The organism is Kitasatospora sp. NPDC088134 (assembly GCF_044741705.1).
Classification (GTDB): Bacteria; Actinomycetota; Actinomycetes; order Streptomycetales; family Streptomycetaceae; genus Kitasatospora.
Genome location: NZ_JBIUTD010000012.1, coordinates 205,417 through 223,588, shown reverse-complemented (window position 1 = coordinate 223,588; position 18,172 = coordinate 205,417). Strand labels below are relative to the sequence as shown.

The following is an 18,172-nucleotide window of genomic DNA, read 5'->3' as shown; positions in this document are numbered from 1 at the left end:
TCGAGGCCGGGGATGTCAACATATCTGGCGTTGACTTTTGGCACGCTGTTGAGTTCTCAAGGAACGGACGCTTCCTTCGGACCGCATTCCTGCGGACCCTCCGGGCGCTTCGTTCTTTCGTGTTTCCAGCTTATCAGATCCGAGCTTGTGCTCTTTCCCGATTCGCTTTCGTCTTTCGCGGCCCTGCGGCCCCTGCCGACGTTTCAAACTCTAGCCGATCCCCGCTCCGAAAAGCGAATCCGCCGCAATCTCCGAAAAAGCGCACAGCGAATACGAACGGAGACGCGAAAGGACGCGACCCGCTACGGATCAACTGGTGGTTCTCAGGGATTGGCCGCCCCGGGACCGTCCACACGAGATGCGTGTCCGGTGCTCCCTGCCGAGCGACCAGTCAACACTACGCCGATCGGCGGGCCGATGCAAACGCGTCCGGGCGAACCACCCAGTCGCAGGCCGTGCGGGTGCTCTCCACCTGGGCGGCGTTGGGGCGGTCGTTGGTGTCGACCCGGTGACGGGCGGCGGCCTCGTCCTGACCGCCGGCGGTGTGACGGGCGAGCAGGCGGGCGTCGCGGGTGCTGTCGTCGGCGTCGACGTACCAGAGTTCGTGCAGCAGGGCGCGGACGTCCGTCCAGGGGGTGGTGGGCGAGGCGAGGTAGTTGCCCTCGGTGACGATCAGCCGGGTGTGGGGGCGGACGAGGTGGCGGGCGGCGATCGGTTCGTCGAGGGCGCGGTCGAAATCCGGGACGTAGACGTCGTGGAACCGGTCGGCGGCGACGCGCTGGAGGAGGGCGAGGTAGCCGAGGGCGTCGAAGGTCTCGGGGGCGCCCTTGCGGGAGCGCAGGTCGAGGCGGTCGAGCTGGGCGTTGGAGAGGTGGAAGCCGTCGAGCGGGAGGTAGGCCGCGGTGTCGGGGCCCTCGCGGCGGTTGATCGCGTCGATCAGGTGCCGGGCGAGGGTGGACTTGCCGGCGGCGGGCGGCCCGGCGAGCCCCAGGACGGTTCGTCCGACGGCGCGGCCGGGGCGGTGGAGCAGCGCGAGTGCGCGGGCCACCGCGGGGGTTGCGGCGTCGGGCTGTTCGGCGGGCGGGGTGGTGCTGGGGGTGCCTTCGACGTGCATGGCTGGCACCCTACGCGCAGGTAGGACCGCTGAGAACAGGTGCGTCGAGGGTGACGGTGCCCGCGTCGGCGTCCAGCGTGGCGGGGACGCCGAGCGGGACGGTGATCGAGGACGGGCAGTGGCCGAAGCCGAGTTCCCACAGGACGGGGACGCCCAGCTCTCCGAGGTGGTCGAGCAGGACGGCCCGCACGCTCTCGACCGGCCCGCAGCCGTCCCAGGAGCCGAGCACCACGCCCGCCACTCCCGCCAGGGCTCCGCTGCGACGGAGTTGGGTGAGCATGCGGTCGAGTTGGTAGGGCTGCTCGTTGACGTCCTCCAGGACGAGCAGGCCGCCGGCGAAGGACGGGCGGGCGGCGGGGGTGCCGCGGTCGGCGGCGAGCAGGGAGGCGCAGCCGCCCATCAGGACGCCGTGGGCCCGGCCGGGAACGAGTGCGGAAGCGTCCGGGCCGGTGAGGACGGTGGTGGTGGCGGGCTCGAACAGGGTGCGGCGCAGGTGCTCGGCGGTGCGGGCGTCGCGGCTGAAGGTGGCCGCGCCCGGCATCGGGCCGTAGAGGGTCGGGAGGCCGAGGTGCCGGGCGACGGCCTCGTGCAGGACGGTGACGTCGCTGAACCCGATCAGGATCTTGGGCGGCGCGGCGCGCATCGCGTCCCAGTCGAGCAGGTCGACCATCCGCTGGGCACCGAAGCCGCCGCGGACGCAGAACACCGCGGCCGTGTCCGGGTCGAGCCAGGCGGACTGGAAGTCGGCGGCGCGGTGGTGGTCCTGGCCGGCCAGGTACGGGAGGGCCGGATGGGTGTCGTGGACGTGCGGCAGGACGACCGGTTCCAGGCCCCAGCTCCGGAGGACGTCGATGCCCTGGGCGAGCCTGGCGGGGTCGACGGCACCACTGGGGGCGGCGAGGGCGATCCGGTCGCCGGGGCGGAGCGGGCGCAGGGGCATCGGGACTCCTCGTTCCTGGAGCAGGGGTGTCGGGGGTGCGGGGCCGAGGCGGCGGGCGGGGCGGACGGTCGGCGGCGGCGGGCGCGGGTGCGCACGGCGGTCGAGTTGCTCTGCCCACTCGGTGGCGCGGTGCTCCGATGGTCCGCCTGCTGACGGTATCCCCCGCCGGGGGACGGCCCATCCCGTTTGCCGGGCCCTGCTCGCTCCGGATGCGGGGCCCGGCCGCCACGGACGGCGGGTGTCGTTCAGAAAGTGCCCGTGCTCAGAAAGTGCCCGTGCTCAGAAGGTGCCCATTGCGGCGCGGACTTCGTCGAGGGTGCGGTCGGCGATGGCGTTGGCCCGGGCGCTGCCAGCGCGCAGGGTCTCGCGGAGCAGGGCGCGGTCGGTGGCGAGTTCGGCGCGGCGGGCCCGCAGGGGGCGGAAGTACTCGTTGACGGCCTCGGTGGTGGTTCGCTTGAGGACGGCGGCGCCGCCGTCGCCGATCTCCTCGGCGACCTGGTGCGGGTCGCGGCCCTGGCAGAGCGCGCTGAGGAGCAGGAGGTTGGAGACGCCGGGGCGGTGGTCGGGGTCGTAGGTGATCCGGCGGTCGGGGTCGGTGACGGCTCCGCGCAGCAGGCGGGCCGTCTCGTCCTCGTCGGCGCCGAGCGTGATCGCGTTGTTGCGGCTCTTGCTCATCTTTCCGGCGTCGGTGCCGAGCAGCAGGGGCGCGTCGGAGAGCAGGGCCTGCGGTTCGGGGAAGATCGCGGCGTAGCGGTCGTTGAAGCGCCGGGCGACGGTCCTGGTGAGTTCGAGGTGCGGCAGTTGGTCCTGGCCGACCGGGACGAGGTCGGCCTTGCAGAACAGGATGTCGGCGGCCTGGTGGACCGGGTAGGTGAACATCAGCCCGCTCACGGCGGCCTGCCTGGAGTGGGCGATCTCGTCCTTGACGGTGGGGTTGCGGGACAGTTCGGCGATGCTCACCAGGCTGAGGAAGGGCAGCATCAGCTGGTTGAGGGCCGGGACCGAGCTGTGGGTGAAGATCGTGGCCCGGGCGGGGTCGACTCCGGCAGCCAGGTAGTCGAGGACCAGGTTCTCCACGTGCTCGGCGAGCCGGTCGGCACGGTCCCGGTCGGTGATCACCTGGTAGTCGGGGATCACGATCATCAACTCGAGTCCCTGTGACTGGAGTTGGACCCGGTTCTGCAGCGTCCCGAAGTAGTGGCCGAGGTGCAGCGGGCCGGTGGGGCGGTCGCCGGTCAGGATGCGGTGGTGTCCTGCGGCGGACTCGGCGAGCAGCGGACGCGCGGTGTCGGCGGCGTGCTCGGCGACTGTGGCGGCTGCAGTGGTGCTGGTGCTGGTGGTGCTCATGGCGGGAGGTCTCCTCGGTGGTGTCGGTCGCCGCCCGCCGGGGTGGGCCCAGGTCCGTCCGAGGTGATCGCGCCGGGGCCGCCCTTGCGAACGGCCCTGGAGTCATGCGTGGGAAGTGGCCGTCCTAGGACGGCCACCAGCACAGGCACGAGGTGTGGAACATGCCCCCAGGGTAGCCCGACGGCTTCGGTGATCGGTCGGGTTTTCCGCTCCTGCCGCTCCTGCCGCGCCGGGTGGGTGGGGGCCGGCCCGGCTCGGGGCCGGCTGGACCGCGCGACCTGCGGAGACTCGTACCCACAGGGCAGTCGGGCACGGTGCCCGTCCGGTGCGGAGAGGTTGTGGGCGGGCCCGCGCTGCCTTCGGGAACCGGTGAGGCGTATGCGGACGTCCCTTGGCCGGGCACGCACCGGTGGTGCAGGATCGGGCGACCCGAGAATCCGGAGGCGCGCAGCCATGACCTCGCTCGACCAGAACGCGGCGGACCGACCGCACGCGGGTGCCAACCGTCCTGCCGCGGAAGCCGGTTCGGTGGACGCCAGGGCGATGCGCACCGGGGCAGCGAGCGCTGGGGCCTCGGGTACCGAACTGACGGAGAGCAGGGCAGCGGGAAGCGGGGCGGCGGTCACGGCCGAGACGTTCCGGGTGGGCGTGGACGGATACCCGGTGTCGGGGGAACGGACCGGTGGGCAGCCGGGTGAGCGGGCCGAGCCGAGTGGCGCGGCGGAGGGTACGGAGAGCGCGGAAGGTGCCGGGACTTCCGGGGTGGTGGTTCAGCGATCGAGCTCGACGACTCCTGGGGTGACGGGTTGGTCCTCGGGGGCATGGGGTACGGGCGTGCTGGCCACCGACCGGGTGCGGCCGCCACGGCGGCCGGCGCCTTCGCGGCGGCTGAGTCAGGTGCGGGCGGTACCGCCGGCCCAGGGGCGGCCGGGTGCCGACGGGGTTCCGGCTCCGACCGGTTCGGGAGCCGAGTCCGCCGGTGGGTCGGTCGACCTGCCGGGGGTGCCGATGGGGGTACTGATCGGGGGGTCGCCCGGACCGGTGGAGGGAGCCGCTCCGATGGGACGGGCTCCGGACCGCAGGGTCTCGGCGCAGTTGCTGCGCTTCGGTTCGGGGACGTGTCAGGTGGTGCTGCCCGAGTGGCGCTCGGCCATCGCGGTGTCGGTCCCCACCGAGCAGTTGCAGCGGTCGACCGGGTTGAACGCGGAGGAACTGCGTTCGGCGCTGCTGTCGGTGGTGATCAATCCGGAGGCGGTGCACGACCGGGAGCTCGGGCTGCGCGACTGGCAGGCCGAGGTACCTGCGGCTCGGGGGCGCCGGAGGGGTCGGCGTCAGGTCCGCTGACGGTTCGTCCGTTTGCCTGTCGCTTCGTCAGATGACTTCTCCTCCCGAGGTGTTGGGGATGTAGCCGAGGTGGACCGGATCTATGGAGCCGGAGCCTGCGATGCGCAGGTCGGCGAGCAGGGCCGGCAGGTTCGGTGGCCAGAGCGGGTCGGCGTCCGGTGCGGCGAGTTCGGCGGGCGTCCACCAGCGCCAGCCGAGGATGCCGTCGGCCCGGTGGACCGCTGCCACGTCTCCCGGTTCGCGTCGTGGTCCGTGGGTCAGGTAGATGTGCTCGTGCTGCCGGACCGGGGTGCCGTGCCAGGTGAAGTCGTGCTCCCAGGTGCAGAGGAGGGGGCCCGGGCGGAGGTCGGTCCAGCCGGTTTCCTCGTGCAGTTCCCTGAGCGCGCCCTCGATCGGGGACTCGCCCGGCTCCAGGCCGCCGCCGGGGGGCGTCCAGTGGACGCCGATCTCGGAGTTGTCGGACCGGAGCAGGAACACCTCGCCCTCGGGCGAGAGCACTACCGTCCGCGCCGCGCGGCGGGGGCGCCGTTCGCCTCCGGGTTTCTGACGTCGTGTGATCCATCGCACGTGATCACCCTGGCAGAGCCGGCGAAGGGGTGTCGATCGGGTTTTCGGGCGGAATAACGCGAGAGGCCAAGGGAATTCCGGGTTGTCCACCGATCGGTGGACCTAATCTGAGCCGCATGACCGAGCCCGCCGTCCTCCTTCCGTCCGACCCCCTGCTGGCACGACGGGTCGACCCGCACTTCGCCCACGAGGCGGAGGCGATCGGGGCGGCGGGCGGCAGCCGCGTCCTGCTCGACCACGACGCGCTGCTGGCCGGGGACGCGGAGGCCGCCGTCCGGCGCGTTCCGGCGGGGGACGGCCCGCTCTGGTATCGGGGGTGGATGATCCCCACCGCCGAGTACGCCGCGCTCGCCGCGGCCCTGGCCTCCCGCGGCCGTCCGCTGCTGACGGGGCCCGAGCGTTACGCCGCCGCCCACGAACTGCCTGGCTGGTACCGGACCTTCGAACCGCTGACCCCGGCCAGCACCTGGCTGCCCGGCACCGATTGGGACCGGGCCGGGCTGGCCGCGGCGGCCGCGGAGCTCGGTGGCCGCGGACCCGCCGTGGTGAAGGACTACGTCAAGTCCCGGAAGCACGAGTGGGCGGAGGCGTGTTACCTGCCGGACCTGGCCGACCTCGACGCCGTGGAGCGGGTGGTCGGACGCTTCGCCGAGCTGCAGGGGTCCTTCCTGGCGGGCGGGTTGGTGCTGCGCAGGTTCGAGTCGTTCGTCCGAACCGCGGACGGCCACACCGAGGAGGCCCGGGTCTGGTGGCTGGACGGCGAGCCCGTGCTGGTCGGCCCGCACCCCGACTGCCCGGCGAGCCGGGTGGCGCCGGATCTCTCCGCCGTGGGCCCGCTGGTCCGGCGGTTGGGGTGCCGCTTCGTCACGACCGACCTGGCCAGGCGCACCGGTGCGGACGGCCCGAACGGCCCGGAAGGCCCGGACGGTGCGTGGCGGGTGGTGGAGGTCGGGGACGGTCAGGTCAGCGAACTGCCGTCCGGGGTGGACCCCGGGCCGCTGTTCCGGGCGCTGCTGAACGCGTGGTCCGGTTGAGCGGTTCCGGCGGTCCGGCCCCGGGGGCGTGAGCGGCCGGGCGACGATGAGCGGCGCTGCCCGGGGATGAAGACGGAGGCGGGGGCGGGGAAGCGGGCTGCCGTCGCGGGACGTGGGGGGCGGCCCGGCGGCGGGTCGGCAGGCCGGTTCTGCGGGGTTCGGGGGCATGGCGGAGCGACCGGGCGGGGCGGACCGCCAGGGTTAGTGGCAGGGCCGTGGCCGCCAGGACGGCGGCGAGCCACCCCACCCATCCCCGGGTATCCGGCGGTGCCCGCGAGGGCGGCACCGACCAGTGGTCCGCACGCGACGCCGAGGGCGGCGACCGCGGAGGTCTGCACGGCGCGGCGGCCTGATTGGGTATCAGACCGAAGCCGTCGGTGAGGCGGCCTACCAGGGTGGGCAGTTGGCCCGCAGTGTTGTAGAGGGCAACCATGGACGGCGCGGACGCGCGTGCGCGCAGGGGCGTGGCGGAGCGACCGGGTGACGGGGTGGTGCTTCCGTCCCCCCGATCGGTCGCCCGTTCTGTGTATCAGCCCAGGTGGCGGCGGTGGCCGAGTCGCAATCGGCGAGCGGCCCGGTTGTGGCCCGCCGGAGACAGCTCCGTGACCGAACGGTCCTTGGCGGGCTCCGCCGTCGGACTGATCGAACCGGTGCTGCCTCCGGTGGCGGCCCCGCCCCGGCCCGGGGCTCAGCCGAGGACCGGGGCCGGATGGCCCTCCGCGATGAAGGCGTTCCACAGCTTGGCGTAGGCCCCGTCGCGGTCGAGCAGTTCGGCGTGGGTGCCGTCCTCGACTATTCGGCCGTGGGCGAGGACGACGACCCGGTCGGCGCGTTCGGCGGTGGTGAGGCGGTGGGCGATGACCAGGGTGGTGCGGCCTCCGCTGAGCCGGTCCGCGGCGCGGTTGACGGCTGCTTCGGTGGCGAGGTCGAGCGCGGCGGTGGCCTCGTCCAGGAGCAGGATGTCGGGGTCGACGAGCTCGGCCCGGGCGAGGGCGATGAGCTGGCGCTGACCGGCGGAGAGGTTGCGGCCGCGAGGTGCGACCCGGTGCTGGTACCCGTCGGTCAGTCCGGTGATCATCTCGTGGGCGCCGACGGCTTCGGCGGCGGCCCGGACCTCGGCGTCGCTCGCCGTCGGGCGGCCGTAGGCGATGGCGTCGCGGACCGTCCCGGCGAAGAGGTAGGCCTCCTGCGGGACGACGCCGAGGTGGTGCCGGTACTCGTCGAGGTCGTAGTCGGTGAGGTCGGTGCCGTCGACCCGGACGGTGCCGCCGGTGGCGTCGTAGAACCGGGCGACCAGCTTGACCAGGGTGGACTTGCCCGCACCGGTCTCGCCGACCAGGGCGACCGTCTGCCCGGCCGGGATGTGCAGGTCGATGCCGGAGAGCACCTCGGGGTTGCCCTCGCCGCCCCCGTTGTAGGCGAAGCTGACGTTCTCGAAGTCGATCTCGCCGCGCAGCGTGCCGACCGGGACGGGGTGTTCGGCCCGGGGCGTGCTGGTGGGGGTGCGCAGCAGGTCGCGGATCCGGCCGAGGCCGACGGCGGCCTGCTGGTAGCCGTCGAAGATCTGCGAGAGCTGGTTGACCGGGGCGAAGAAGAGGTCGATGTAGAGCAGGTAGGCGACCAGAGCGCCGATGGTGAGGGTGCCGTCGTCGACCCGGGAGGCGCCGGCGATCAGCACCAGGGCGGAGGCGACGCTGGAGAGGAACTGGACGAACGGGAAGTACAGCGAGATGTACAGCTGGGCCTTCACCCGGGCGTCCCGGTAGGCGAGGCCGCGCTCGACGAAGCGTTCGGTGTTGGCGTCCTGCCGGCGGAAGGCCTGGACGATCCGCATGCCGGCGACGTTCTCCTGCAGGTCCGCGTTGACCGTGCTGATCAGGTCGCGGGAGACCTGGTACTGCTCGGCGGACTTCTTCCGGAACACCAGGGTGGCGACGACCAGCAGCGGCAGCACCGCGAAGACCATCAGGGCCAGGCCGGCATCGATCACGATCAGCGCGACGAAGATGCCGAAGAAGGTGAACAGGCTGACCACGGCGGTGACCACGCCGGTCTGCAGGAACGAGGAGATCGAGTCGACGTCGGTGGTCATCCGGGTCATGATCCGGCCGGTCAGCTCGCGCTCGTAGTAGTCGAGGCCGAGCCGGTTCAGGTGCGCGAAGATCTTCAACCGCAGGGTGTAGAGCAGGCGTTCGCCGGTGCGCCCGGAGATCCGGCTCTCGGTGGCCTGCACCAGCCAGTCGAGCAGCACCACGGTGAGGGCCAGCAGGGAGGCGACCGCGACACCGCCGAGGGCGGCCTTGCTGACGCCGTCGTCGATGCCGTGCCGGATCAGCACCGGCAGGGTCAGTCCGGCGGCGGTGTCCAGGGCGACCAGCAGGAGGGCGAGGGCCAGCGGGCGGCGGAACGGGGCGAGCAGCCGGGCCAGGCTGAACCTGGGGTCGACGGCCTCGGCCTGTTCGACCGGAATGTCGGGGGTGTCCGTCGCCGGGGGCAGGGCGGCGACCTTGGCGAGCAGGTCGGCGTCGGCCGCCGGCTTCCGGTCGGTCGAGGGCGCGGTGGCCGGGGCCTGGCCGGTGGGGGCCGGGACGCTCGGCGCGGTGGCGGCGGTGGCGGCAGACGTGGGCGCGGCGGCAGACGTGGGCGCGGCGGCCGACTTCTCGGCGGCCTGGTGCGCGGTGGCCCGGTCCGGGCCGGCGAGGGCCTGCGCGGCGGTGGCCGACCCGGGTGCGGCCTGGTCGTTCGGGGCCGTGCCGCCCAGCGCCTCCGGGTCGGTGATCAGCGACCGGTAGCGCGGACATCGGGCGGTGAGCTCCTCGTGGGTGCCCAGGTCGACCAGGCGGCCGGACTCCAGCACGGCGATCCGGTCGGCGAGTTGCAGGGTGGAGCGGCGGTGCGCGATCAGCAGGGTGGTGCGGCCGGCCATCACGCTGTGCAGCGCGTCGTGGATCTCCGCCTCGATCCGCGGATCGACCGCGGAGGTGGCGTCGTCGAGCAGCAGGATGCGCGGATCGGTGAGGACCGCCCGGGCGAGCGCGATGCGCTGCCGTTGGCCGCCGGAGAGGGTGAGGCCCTGCTCGCCGACCTTGGTGTCGTAGCCCTCGGGGAGTTCCTGGATGAAGCCGTCGGCCTGGGCGATCCGCGCGGCGGCGTGGATCTGCTCCTCGGTGGCCTCCGGGTGCCCGTAGGCGATGTTGGTGCGGACGCTCTCGGAGAACAGGAAGCTCTCCTCGGGCACGATGCCGATGGCGGCGCGCACCGAGTCGAGGGTGGCCTCGCGGATGTCCTGCCCGAAGAGGCGGACGGCTCCGGAGGTGGGGTCGTAGAAGCGGGGCACCAGTTGGGCGACCGTCGACTTGCCGGAGCCGGAGGCACCGACCAGGGCCAGCGTCTCCCCCGGCGCGAGCCGCAGGCTGAGGCCTTCGAGGACCGGGACGCCGTCGGGGGCACTGCCCGGCTCGGGGTGCTCCTCGGCGTGGTAGTGGAAGTCGACCCCGTCCAGCTCCAGCGCGGGGGTTCCGGCCGGGGCGCCGTCCTGGTCGAGCGGGCGGGCGTCGGGGGCCTCAACAACCAGTGGGCGCTGGTCGATCAGCTGCATGACACGCTCCACCCCGGCACGGGCCTGCTGTCCGACCGTGATCACCATGGCGAGCATCCGCACCGGACTGGCCATCTGGGCCACGTACGCGGAGAAGGCGACGAAGGTGCCGAGCGTGACGTCGCCGCGGACGGCCAGCCAGCCGCCGACGGCGAGCACCGCGACCTGGCCGAGGGCCGGTACGGCCTGCATCGCCGGGGTGTACCAGGCGTTCAGCCGGATCGACCGGAGTCGGGCGGCGAACAGCTCGCGCGAGGCGCGCTCCAGCTTGCCGCGCTCCTGGGCCTCCTGGCCGAAGCCCTTGACCACCCGGACCCCGCCGATCGCGGCGTCGACCACGCCCGCGACCTCGGCGGCCTGCTGCTGGGCGGCCCAGGTCGCCGGGAAGAGCCGCTTGCGGCTGAGCCCGGCCAGCCACCAGAGCGCCGGCGCCATCACCAGGGAGATGAGCGTGAGCGGCGGGGAGAGCCAGAGCATGACCACCAGCGACATGCCGAACATCAGGGCGTAGCCCGTCATCATCGGCATCATCGACAGCAGGCCGTTGACCAGTTGGAGGTCGGAGGTGGCCCGGCCGACCACCTGTCCGGTGTCCAGCCGGTCCTGCCGGTGCCCGTCGAGCCGGGTCAGCGAGCGGAACAGGTCGGCACGCAGGTCGTGCTGGACGTCCACCGCGAGCTGCCCGCCGTAGTAGCGGCGGATCTGGGTGCACAGGAACACCGCCGCGGCCGCGACCAGCAGCAGCACCGCCCACGGGGTGAGCGGGCGGCGGTGCGTGGTGATCACGTCGTCGATGATCAGCTTGGTGATCAGCGGGACGATCGCGGTGATCGCCATGCCGACGAGCGACGATCCGAAGGACAGCAGCAGGTTGCGACGGTAGCGCCAGCAGTAGCCACCGAGCCGGCGCAGCCAGCTTTGCTCTGGGAAACCATGAGTCTCGGGCATATTTAGTGATGCTAACCATTCGGCCGGTTGAGCGTCCATCGGTTTCGAAGGGCGCTGGGAGGCTGAACGACCCGGGGCCGAGCTTCCTTCCCGACTACAAGGTTGCCCGCGTTGCGGGGTGCTGCGCCTCCGACGGTCGGCTACATCTGGATCAGCCGATCGACCTAGGCGAGGGGTATGGCCGGCCTCACCCTTCGACCTCCGCCGCTGCGGCGGCGAACGCCCCCTGCGCCAGGGCGCGGAGCAATGCCGCCATGCTGTCCCGGGCCAGTCCCGCGCGCTCGGCCCGGTCGCCCCGCTCCCCCTGGTCCGCAGTCGACCCGGCTGGCCCGGCCGACCCGGCGGGCGAGCCGTGCGGGGGGCGGGGGGCGGCGCTGTGCGGGGTGGAGTTGAGCAGGCCGAAGACCGCGTGGACGGCGGACCGGGCGACCGGTTCCGCCGACGCGGCGGCCAGCGGGGGGAAGGCCTCGCGCACCACGCCGACCCAGAGTTCGACGTAGCCGCGCTGCAGCCGGCGCACCCGGCGGCGGTCCTCCTCCTTGAGGTGGAGCAGTTCGCGGTCGTGCAGGGTGATCAAGTCCCGGTCGTCGAGCGCGAAGTCGATGTGGCCGTCGACCAGGGAGTTCAGCGCGTCCTGCGGGCCGGTGGCCTCGCCGACCCGGCGGCGGCCCTCCTCCATCAGCCGCTCGCTGATGCCGACCAGGAGGTCGGCGAGCATCGCGTCCTTGCCCGCGAAGTGCCGGTAGAGACCGGGGCCGCTGATGCCCACCGCCTTGCCGATCTCGTCGACGCCGACACCGAGGAAGCCGCGGGCCGCGAACAGCCGGGCCGCCTCCTTCCGGATCTGGTCACGGCGTGGGAGCGCGGGGGCGGCGGGACGGTTGGGCATGCTGCCCATCGTAGACAGTCGGGTTATCGCTGGTTAACCTGGCCACGGAGTTAACGCTCATTAACACGGGTTGGCCGGCTCATCCTTCGGCCTGCCCGGATCCGGTATCCGAGGGGCAAGGGAGCTCTTGGGATGGTCCTCTCTCCGGCACAGGCCTCGTCGTGGTCTCCTGCCTCCTCGCGGAACGCGGCACCGACCGCCCCGCCGTCCGCCGCCACCGCCGCTCCCGCACCCCGATTGGAGAGCGCGGTCGACCCGGCCTCGCCGGCCGGGCTCGCCAACGCCCGGGCGCACCGGGAGCTGGTCGCCGAGCTGCGCGCCAAGCTCGCGGCTGCGGCCCTGGGCGGTGGCGAGAAGGCCCGCGCCAAGCACACCGCGCGCGGCAAACTGCTGCCCCGGGAGCGGGTGGACACCCTGCTCGACCCCGGGTCCCCCTTCCTGGAACTGGCGCCGCTCGCCGCCGACGGGCTGTACGACGGCGCCGCCCCGGCCGCCGGCGTGATCGCCGGGATCGGCCGGGTCGCCGGCCGCGAGGTCCTGGTGGTGGCGAACGATGCCACGGTCAAGGGCGGCACCTACTACCCGATGACGGTGAAGAAGCACCTCCGCGCACAGGAGGTGGCGCTGGAGAACCGGCTGCCCTGCCTCTACCTGGTGGACTCCGGCGGCGCCTTCCTGCCGATGCAGGACGAGGTGTTCCCCGACCGCGACCACTTCGGCCGGATCTTCTACAACCAGGCGCGCCTCTCCGCCGCCGGAATCCCGCAGATCGCGGCGGTGCTCGGCTCCTGCACGGCCGGCGGCGCGTACGTTCCGGCAATGAGCGACGAGGCGGTGATCGTCCGGAACCAGGGCACCATCTTCCTGGGCGGCCCGCCGCTGGTGAAGGCCGCCACCGGCGAGGTGGTGACCGCCGAGGAGCTCGGCGGCGGCGAGCTCCACTCCCGGACCTCGGGCGTGACCGACCACCTGGCGGAGGACGACGCCCACGCGCTGTCCATCGTGCGCACCATCGTGGCCGGGCTGGGCCCGCGCGCGCCGAAGCCGTGGCCGCTCGCCCCGGTCGAGCCGCCCGCCGTCGACCCGGCCGGGCTGTACGGCGTGGTGCCGGTCGACCCGCGCACCCCCTACGACGTGCGCGAGGTGATCGCCCGGCTGGTGGACGGCAGCCGGTTCGCCGAGTTCAAGGCCGAGTACGGCACCACCCTGGTGACGGGTTTCGCCCACATCCACGGGCACCCGGTCGGGATCGTCGCCAACAACGGCGTCCTGTTCGCCGAGTCCGCGCTCAAGGGCGCGCACTTCATCGAGTTGTGCGACCAACGGGGCATCCCCCTCCTCTTCCTGCAGAACATCACCGGCTTCATGGTGGGCCGCCAGTACGAGGCGGGCGGCATCGCCAAGCACGGCGCCAAGATGGTCACCGCCGTGGCCTGCACCCGGGTGCCGAAGCTGACGGTGGTGATCGGCGGCTCGTACGGCGCGGGCAACTACTCGATGTGCGGCCGGGCCTACTCGCCCCGCTTCCTGTGGATGTGGCCGAACGCGAAGATCTCCGTGATGGGCGGCGAGCAGGCCGCCTCGGTGCTGGCGACCGTCCGCCGCGACCAGGTGGAGGCCCGGGGCGAGGAGTGGCCCGCCGAGGCGGAGGACGCGTTCAAGCGCCCGGTCCGCGAGCAGTACGAGCGGCAGGGCAACGCCTACTACGCGACCGCCAGGCTGTGGGACGACGGCGTGATCGACCCCTTGCAGACCCGCACCGCGCTCGGCCTGGCGCTGACGGCCTGTGCCAACGCCCCGCTGCCGGACCCGCGCCCGTTCGGGGTCTTCCGCATGTGACACCCCGGCGGGCCACCGCCACCGACGCTTCGTCAGCTCCCTCAGCTTCGTCAATTCGCTCACCGTTCCCCTCGTGACGGAGGCACACCTCCATGTTCGACACCGTGCTCGTCGCCAATCGTGGCGAGATCGCACTGCGGGTCATCCGCACCCTCCGGCGGCTGGGCATGCGGTCGGTCGCCGTGCACAGTGACGCGGACGCCGACGCCCCGCACGTCCGGGCGGCCGACCTGGCGGTACGGCTCGGGCCCACCGACCGGAGCGACAGCTCCGCGGCCGAGACGTACCTGCGCGCCGACCTGATCCTGGACGCGGCCCGCCGGACCGGCGCGCAGGCCGTCCACCCCGGCTACGGGTTCCTCGCCGAGAACTCCGCGTTCGCCGAGGCCTGCACGCAGGCCGGGCTGGTCTTCATCGGCCCGCCGCCGGCCGCGGTGGACCTGATGGGCGACAAGATCAACGCCAAGGAGGCCGTCCGCGCCGCCGGGGTACCGGTCGTCCCCGGCAGCGAGGACGGCTCGCCCAGCGACGAGCAGCTGATCGAGGCGGCGGCCCGGATCGGCTACCCGGTGCTGCTCAAGCCCTCGGCCGGCGGCGGCGGCAAGGGCATGCGGCTGGTCCGCGACCCGGCCGAGCTGCCCGCCGAGCTCGCCGCCGCCCGGCGGGTGGCCCGCACCGCGTTCGGCGACGACACCCTGTTGCTGGAGCGCTGGGTCGACCAGCCGCGCCACATCGAGGTGCAGGTTCTGGCCGACACCCACGGCCGGACCGTCCACCTCGGCGAGCGCGAGTGCAGTCTGCAGCGCCGCCATCAGAAGCTCATCGAAGAGGCCCCTTCCGTCCTGTTGAACCCGAGCACCCGCGCCGCGATGGGCGCGGCCGCGGTGCGCGCCGCCGAGGCCTGCGGCTACACCGGCGCCGGCACGGTCGAGTTCATCGTCCCCGGCGGGAAGCCCGCGGGACCGGACGGGGACGACGTCCTCGACTTCTTCTTCATGGAGATGAACACCCGCCTCCAGGTGGAACACCCCGTGACCGAACTGGCCGTCTCCGTGGACGGCCCCGAAGGCCCGCGGCGGCTCGACCTGGTCGAGTGGCAGCTGCGCGTCGCCGCGGGCGAAGCACTGACGTTCACACAGTCGGACATCTCCTTCCGGGGCCACGCGATCGAGGCCCGCATCTGCGCCGAGGACCCGGAACGGGACTTCCTGCCCACCGGCGGTGAGGTGCTGCTGCTGGACGAGCCCTCCGGGGAGGGCGTCCGGGTGGACTCCGGAATCGCACCCGGTGACCGGGTCGGCAGCCTGTACGACCCGATGCTCGCCAAGGTGATCGCGTACGGGCCCGACCGCCCGACCGCGCTCCGTCGACTGCGGGCCGCGCTCGCCGAGACCCGCATCCTGGGCGTCACCACCAACACCGGCTACCTGCGCCGACTGCTGGCCCAACCCGAAGTGGTGTCAGGGCGGATCGACACCGGACTGGTGGAACGCAGCGCCCAGCAGGACCCCTCCTTGCTGAGCTCCCCGTACACCCGCACCGAATCGATCGACCTGCTGCACTTCGCCTCCGCTCTGTTGCGACAGCTCGACCTCGGCCGAACCGACTCCGACCTCCCCTCCGCTCCCTCCGACCGGTGGACCGATCCGTTCTCCCTCCCTTCCGGCTGGCGACTCGGTGGCGAGGCCGCCTGGACCACGCACCGGCTCCGGCTGGCCGGCCGCGAACCGGTCACCGTGAGCTGCCGAATGATTACCAATGGTGAATTCGAGAGCGCTATCGGTTTTTCCGCCGGGACCACCCCGGAATGGGAGGTCCGGCTGGACGACGGGCCGGCCCGGCGGGCCCGCGCGACCCGGGAGGGAGACCTGCTCCGCCTTGCGGTTGACGGCCTCCAGGCCACTTTCACGGTCGCCGCGGAGCGCACCCAGGACGGTGTCACCCACTGGCTCGGCATCGACGGAGACGCCTGGGCCGTTCACCCGTTCGACGTAATCGCCGAGCGCACCGCGGCCAGTGGTGCCCATCACGGCACCCTCACCGCGCCGATGCCCGGCACCGTCACGGTCGTCAAGGTGGAACCCGGTGAGCGGGTCCGCCGCGGCCAGGCGCTGCTGGTGCTGGAGGCGATGAAGATGGAGCACGTCATCTCCGCCCCGCACGACGGCACCGTGGACGACCTCCGGGTCTCCGCCGGCACGACCGTCGCCATGGACGAGGCGCTGGTGGCCGTCACCCCGGACGACGGGGAACCGGTCGCCGAGTCCGCCGAACAGCCCGCCGAGGACGCCCGGGAGATGGCCCGATGACCGCCGAGACCGAGCAGGCCGCCCCCGAACCGACGGTGCTGGACCTCGGCCTCCCGCAGCCGGTGCGCGACCCCGGCCTGCCCGCGCGGGTCCGCATCCACGAGGTCGGCGCCCGGGACGGACTGCAGAACGAGAGCGCGCTGGTCCCCGTCGAGGTCAAGGCGGAGTTCGTCGCCCGGCTCGCCGCCGCCGGGCTGCGCACCGTCGAGGCGACCAGCTTCGTCCACCCCAAGTGGGTGCCGCAGCTGGCGGACGCCGAGGAGCTGATGCCCCGGCTGGCCGGACTGGCCGAGCGGTACCCCGGCCTGCGGCTGCCCGTCCTGGTGCCCAACGAGCGGGGCCTGGACCGGGCGCTCGCGCACCACGCGACCGAGGTCGCCGTCTTCGCCAGCGCCACCGAGACCTTTGCCCGGCGCAACCTCAACCGCTCGGCGGACGAGGCGATGGCGATGTTCCGCCCCGTCGTGGAGCGGGCCACCGCCGCCGGCGTGCCGGTCCGCGGCTACCTGTCGATGTGCTTCGGCGATCCCTGGGAGGGCCGGGTCCCGGTCGAACAGGTGGTCCGCCACGGCCTGGCGCTGCTGGAGATGGGCTGCGCCGAGCTGAGCCTCGGCGACACCATCGGCGTCGCCACGCCCGGCCATGTCAATGCGCTGCTCGAAGAGTTCACCCGATCGGGCGTGCCGATCGAACGGCTGGCCGTGCACTTCCACGACACCTACGGCCAGGCATTGGCCAACACGCTCGCCGCGCTGCGCTCCGGCGTGACGGTGGTGGACGCCTCGGCCGGCGGTCTCGGCGGCTGCCCGTACGCGAAGAGCGCGACCGGCAACCTGGCCACCGAGGACCTGGTCTGGATGCTGCACGGCCTGGGCATCGAGACCGGCGTCGACCTCGCCGCGCTCGCCCGCACCAGCGGCTGGATGGCCCGTCACCTCGGTCGCCCCAGCCCGTCGAGGACCGTCCGGGCCCTGCTCGGCGCGTCGTCCTGAACCCCGACTCCCCCGTCCCCACCAGGCCCACGAGGCCGCGATCCCGGGAGGATCACCCGTGCTCGACCACCGACTGAGCAGTGAGTACGAGGAACTCCGCCGCACCGTCGAGGAGTTCGCCAACGACGTGGTGGCGCCGAAGATCGGCGACTACTACGAGCGGAACGAGTTCCCGTACGACATCGTCCGGGAGATGGGGCGGATGGGCCTGTTCGGCCTGCCGTTCCCCGAGGAGTACGGCGGGATGGGCGGCGACTACTTCGCGCTCTGCCTCGCCCTGGAGGAGCTGGCCCGGGTCGACTCCTCGGTGGCGATCACCCTGGAGGCCGCGGTCTCGCTCGGGTCGATGCCGATCTACCGGTTCGGCACCGAGGAGCAGAAGCGGGAGTGGCTGCCGCGGCTGACCTCGGGCGAGATGCTCGGCGCCTTCGGCCTGACCGAGCCCGAGGGCGGCACGGACGCCGGCGGGACGCGCACCACGGCGCGCTACGACGAGGCCACCGACGAGTGGGTGATCAACGGGAGCAAGTGCTTCATCACCAACTCCGGCACCGACATCACCGGCCTGGTCACCGTCACCGCACTGACCGAGCCGCTCACACGTTCGAGTGACGATTCGTCAAATCACTCGCCCACCAGGGAAATCTCCTCCATCATCGTTCCCACTGGGACCCCCGGGTTCCAGGTGTCGAAGAAGTACTCGAAGGTCGGGTGGAACGCCTCCGACACCCGCGAACTGTCCTTCACCGACTGCCGAGTTCCCGCGGCCAACCTGCTCGGACCCCGAGGCCGCGGCTACGCCCAGTTCCTGCGCATCCTGGACGAGGGCCGCATCGCCATCGCGGCCCTGGCCACCGGCCTGTCCCAGGGGTGCGTCGACCAGTCGCTCTCGTACGCCGCCACCCGGCACGCCTTCGGTCGGCCGATCGGCGCCAACCAGGTCATCCAGTTCAAGCTCGCCGACATGGAGCTGCGCGCACACACCTCCCGCCTGGCCTGGCGGGACGCCGCCTCCCGGCTGCTGCACTCCGAGCCCTTCAAGAAGGAGGCAGCCATTGCCAAGCTGTACGCCTCCGAGGCGGCGGTCGACTGCGCCCGCGAGGCGACCCAGATCCACGGCGGCTACGGCTTCATGAACGAGTACCCCGTCGCCCGGTTCTGGCGCGACTGCAAGATCCTGGAGATCGGCGAGGGCACCTCGGAGGTCCAGCGGATGCTCATCGCGCGAGAGCTCGGCATGACCTCCTGATC

12 protein-coding genes are annotated in these 18,172 nt (G+C 72.7%); 6 read left to right on the top strand and 6 right to left on the bottom strand.

The features are described from left to right. Positions 1-397: 397 nt before the first annotated feature. The 3 genes from ACIOHG_RS20810 to trpS all read right to left on the bottom strand — a co-directional run bounded on the left by ACIOHG_RS20810 (position 398) and on the right by trpS (position 3,401). Positions 398-1,114 carry a nucleoside/nucleotide kinase family protein gene (locus ACIOHG_RS20810; protein ID WP_400952640.1) on the bottom strand — a complete coding sequence of 239 codons (717 nt, stop codon included), beginning with the start codon at positions 1,112-1,114 and terminating at the stop codon, positions 398-400. A gap of 10 nt (positions 1,115-1,124) precedes the next feature. Further along, positions 1,125-2,054: an LD-carboxypeptidase gene (locus ACIOHG_RS20805; protein WP_400952638.1), complete on the bottom strand. Its 930-nt coding sequence runs from the start codon at positions 2,052-2,054 to the stop codon at positions 1,125-1,127. Positions 2,055-2,333: 279 nt separating this feature from the next. Further along, the gene (gene trpS / locus ACIOHG_RS20800; protein WP_400952636.1) at positions 2,334-3,401 is read right to left on the bottom strand and encodes a tryptophan--tRNA ligase; all 1,068 of its coding nucleotides are present in this window, start codon (positions 3,399-3,401) and stop codon (positions 2,334-2,336) included. Between the two features lie 1,059 nt (positions 3,402-4,460). On the opposite strand from trpS, the gene ACIOHG_RS20795 reads away from it, so the two are divergent. Continuing rightward, positions 4,461-4,745: a hypothetical protein gene (locus tag ACIOHG_RS20795; protein WP_400952633.1), complete on the top strand. Its 285-nt coding sequence runs from the start codon at positions 4,461-4,463 to the stop codon at positions 4,743-4,745. Positions 4,746-4,772: 27 nt separating this feature from the next. Here the strand turns inward: ACIOHG_RS20795 and ACIOHG_RS20790 are convergent, their stop codons facing one another. After that, positions 4,773-5,312, bottom strand: a complete 540-nt coding sequence (locus ACIOHG_RS20790; RefSeq protein ID WP_400952632.1) for an NUDIX hydrolase — start codon at positions 5,310-5,312, stop codon at positions 4,773-4,775. A 116-nt stretch (positions 5,313-5,428) separates the two neighbouring features. Between ACIOHG_RS20790 and ACIOHG_RS20785 the strand changes: the two genes are divergently transcribed. After that, positions 5,429-6,346: an ATP-grasp domain-containing protein gene (locus ACIOHG_RS20785; RefSeq protein ID WP_400952629.1), complete on the top strand. Its 918-nt coding sequence runs from the start codon at positions 5,429-5,431 to the stop codon at positions 6,344-6,346. Positions 6,347-7,034: 688 nt separating this feature from the next. Here the strand turns inward: ACIOHG_RS20785 and ACIOHG_RS20780 are convergent. Next, positions 7,035-10,892 (bottom strand): ABC transporter ATP-binding protein, encoded by a 3,858-nt coding sequence (locus ACIOHG_RS20780; protein WP_400952627.1) that lies wholly within the window; start codon positions 10,890-10,892, stop codon positions 7,035-7,037. A 187-nt stretch (positions 10,893-11,079) separates the two neighbouring features. Then, positions 11,080-11,781 carry a TetR/AcrR family transcriptional regulator gene (locus tag ACIOHG_RS20775; protein ID WP_400952625.1) on the bottom strand — a complete coding sequence of 234 codons (702 nt, stop codon included), beginning with the start codon at positions 11,779-11,781 and terminating at the stop codon, positions 11,080-11,082. Between the two features lie 132 nt (positions 11,782-11,913). Here ACIOHG_RS20775 and ACIOHG_RS20770 point away from each other — a divergent pair, with 132 nt between their 5' ends. From ACIOHG_RS20770 to ACIOHG_RS20755, 4 genes are all read left to right on the top strand, one after another. After that, positions 11,914-13,620, top strand: coding sequence for a carboxyl transferase domain-containing protein (locus ACIOHG_RS20770; protein WP_400952622.1), 1,707 nt, complete (start codon positions 11,914-11,916; stop codon positions 13,618-13,620). A 92-nt stretch (positions 13,621-13,712) separates the two neighbouring features. Continuing rightward, positions 13,713-15,929, top strand: a complete 2,217-nt coding sequence (locus tag ACIOHG_RS20765) for a biotin carboxylase N-terminal domain-containing protein (protein ID WP_400952619.1) — start codon at positions 13,713-13,715, stop codon at positions 15,927-15,929. After that, positions 15,926-16,921, top strand: a complete 996-nt coding sequence (locus ACIOHG_RS20760) for a hydroxymethylglutaryl-CoA lyase (protein WP_400952617.1) — start codon at positions 15,926-15,928, stop codon at positions 16,919-16,921. Before ACIOHG_RS20765 ends, ACIOHG_RS20760 begins: the two co-directional genes overlap by 4 nt. Before the next feature lie 58 nt (positions 16,922-16,979). Next, complete coding sequence (locus ACIOHG_RS20755; RefSeq protein ID WP_400952614.1) at positions 16,980-18,170, top strand: acyl-CoA dehydrogenase family protein; 1,191 nt, start codon at positions 16,980-16,982, stop codon at positions 18,168-18,170. The last annotated feature ends 2 nt before the right edge of the window (positions 18,171-18,172 follow it).

Excerpts from the sequence above, each read along its gene's own strand:
- ACIOHG_RS20810 (WP_400952640.1), bottom strand. The coding sequence starts at position 1,114 with ATGCACGTCGAAGGCACCCCCAGCACCACCCCGCCCGCCGAACAGCCC.
- ACIOHG_RS20785 (WP_400952629.1), top strand. The coding sequence starts at position 5,429 with ATGACCGAGCCCGCCGTCCTCCTTCCGTCCGACCCCCTGCTGGCACGA.
- ACIOHG_RS20760 (WP_400952617.1), top strand. The coding sequence starts at position 15,926 with ATGACCGCCGAGACCGAGCAGGCCGCCCCCGAACCGACGGTGCTGGAC.
- trpS (WP_400952636.1), bottom strand. The coding sequence starts at position 3,401 with ATGAGCACCACCAGCACCAGCACCACTGCAGCCGCCACAGTCGCCGAG.
- ACIOHG_RS20780 (WP_400952627.1), bottom strand. The coding sequence starts at position 10,892 with ATGCCCGAGACTCATGGTTTCCCAGAGCAAAGCTGGCTGCGCCGGCTC.
- ACIOHG_RS20765 (WP_400952619.1), top strand. The coding sequence starts at position 13,713 with ATGTTCGACACCGTGCTCGTCGCCAATCGTGGCGAGATCGCACTGCGG.
- ACIOHG_RS20795 (WP_400952633.1), top strand. The coding sequence starts at position 4,461 with ATGGGACGGGCTCCGGACCGCAGGGTCTCGGCGCAGTTGCTGCGCTTC.
- ACIOHG_RS20805 (WP_400952638.1), bottom strand. The coding sequence starts at position 2,054 with ATGCCCCTGCGCCCGCTCCGCCCCGGCGACCGGATCGCCCTCGCCGCC.
- ACIOHG_RS20775 (WP_400952625.1), bottom strand. The coding sequence starts at position 11,781 with ATGCCCAACCGTCCCGCCGCCCCCGCGCTCCCACGCCGTGACCAGATC.
- ACIOHG_RS20770 (WP_400952622.1), top strand. The coding sequence starts at position 11,914 with ATGGTCCTCTCTCCGGCACAGGCCTCGTCGTGGTCTCCTGCCTCCTCG.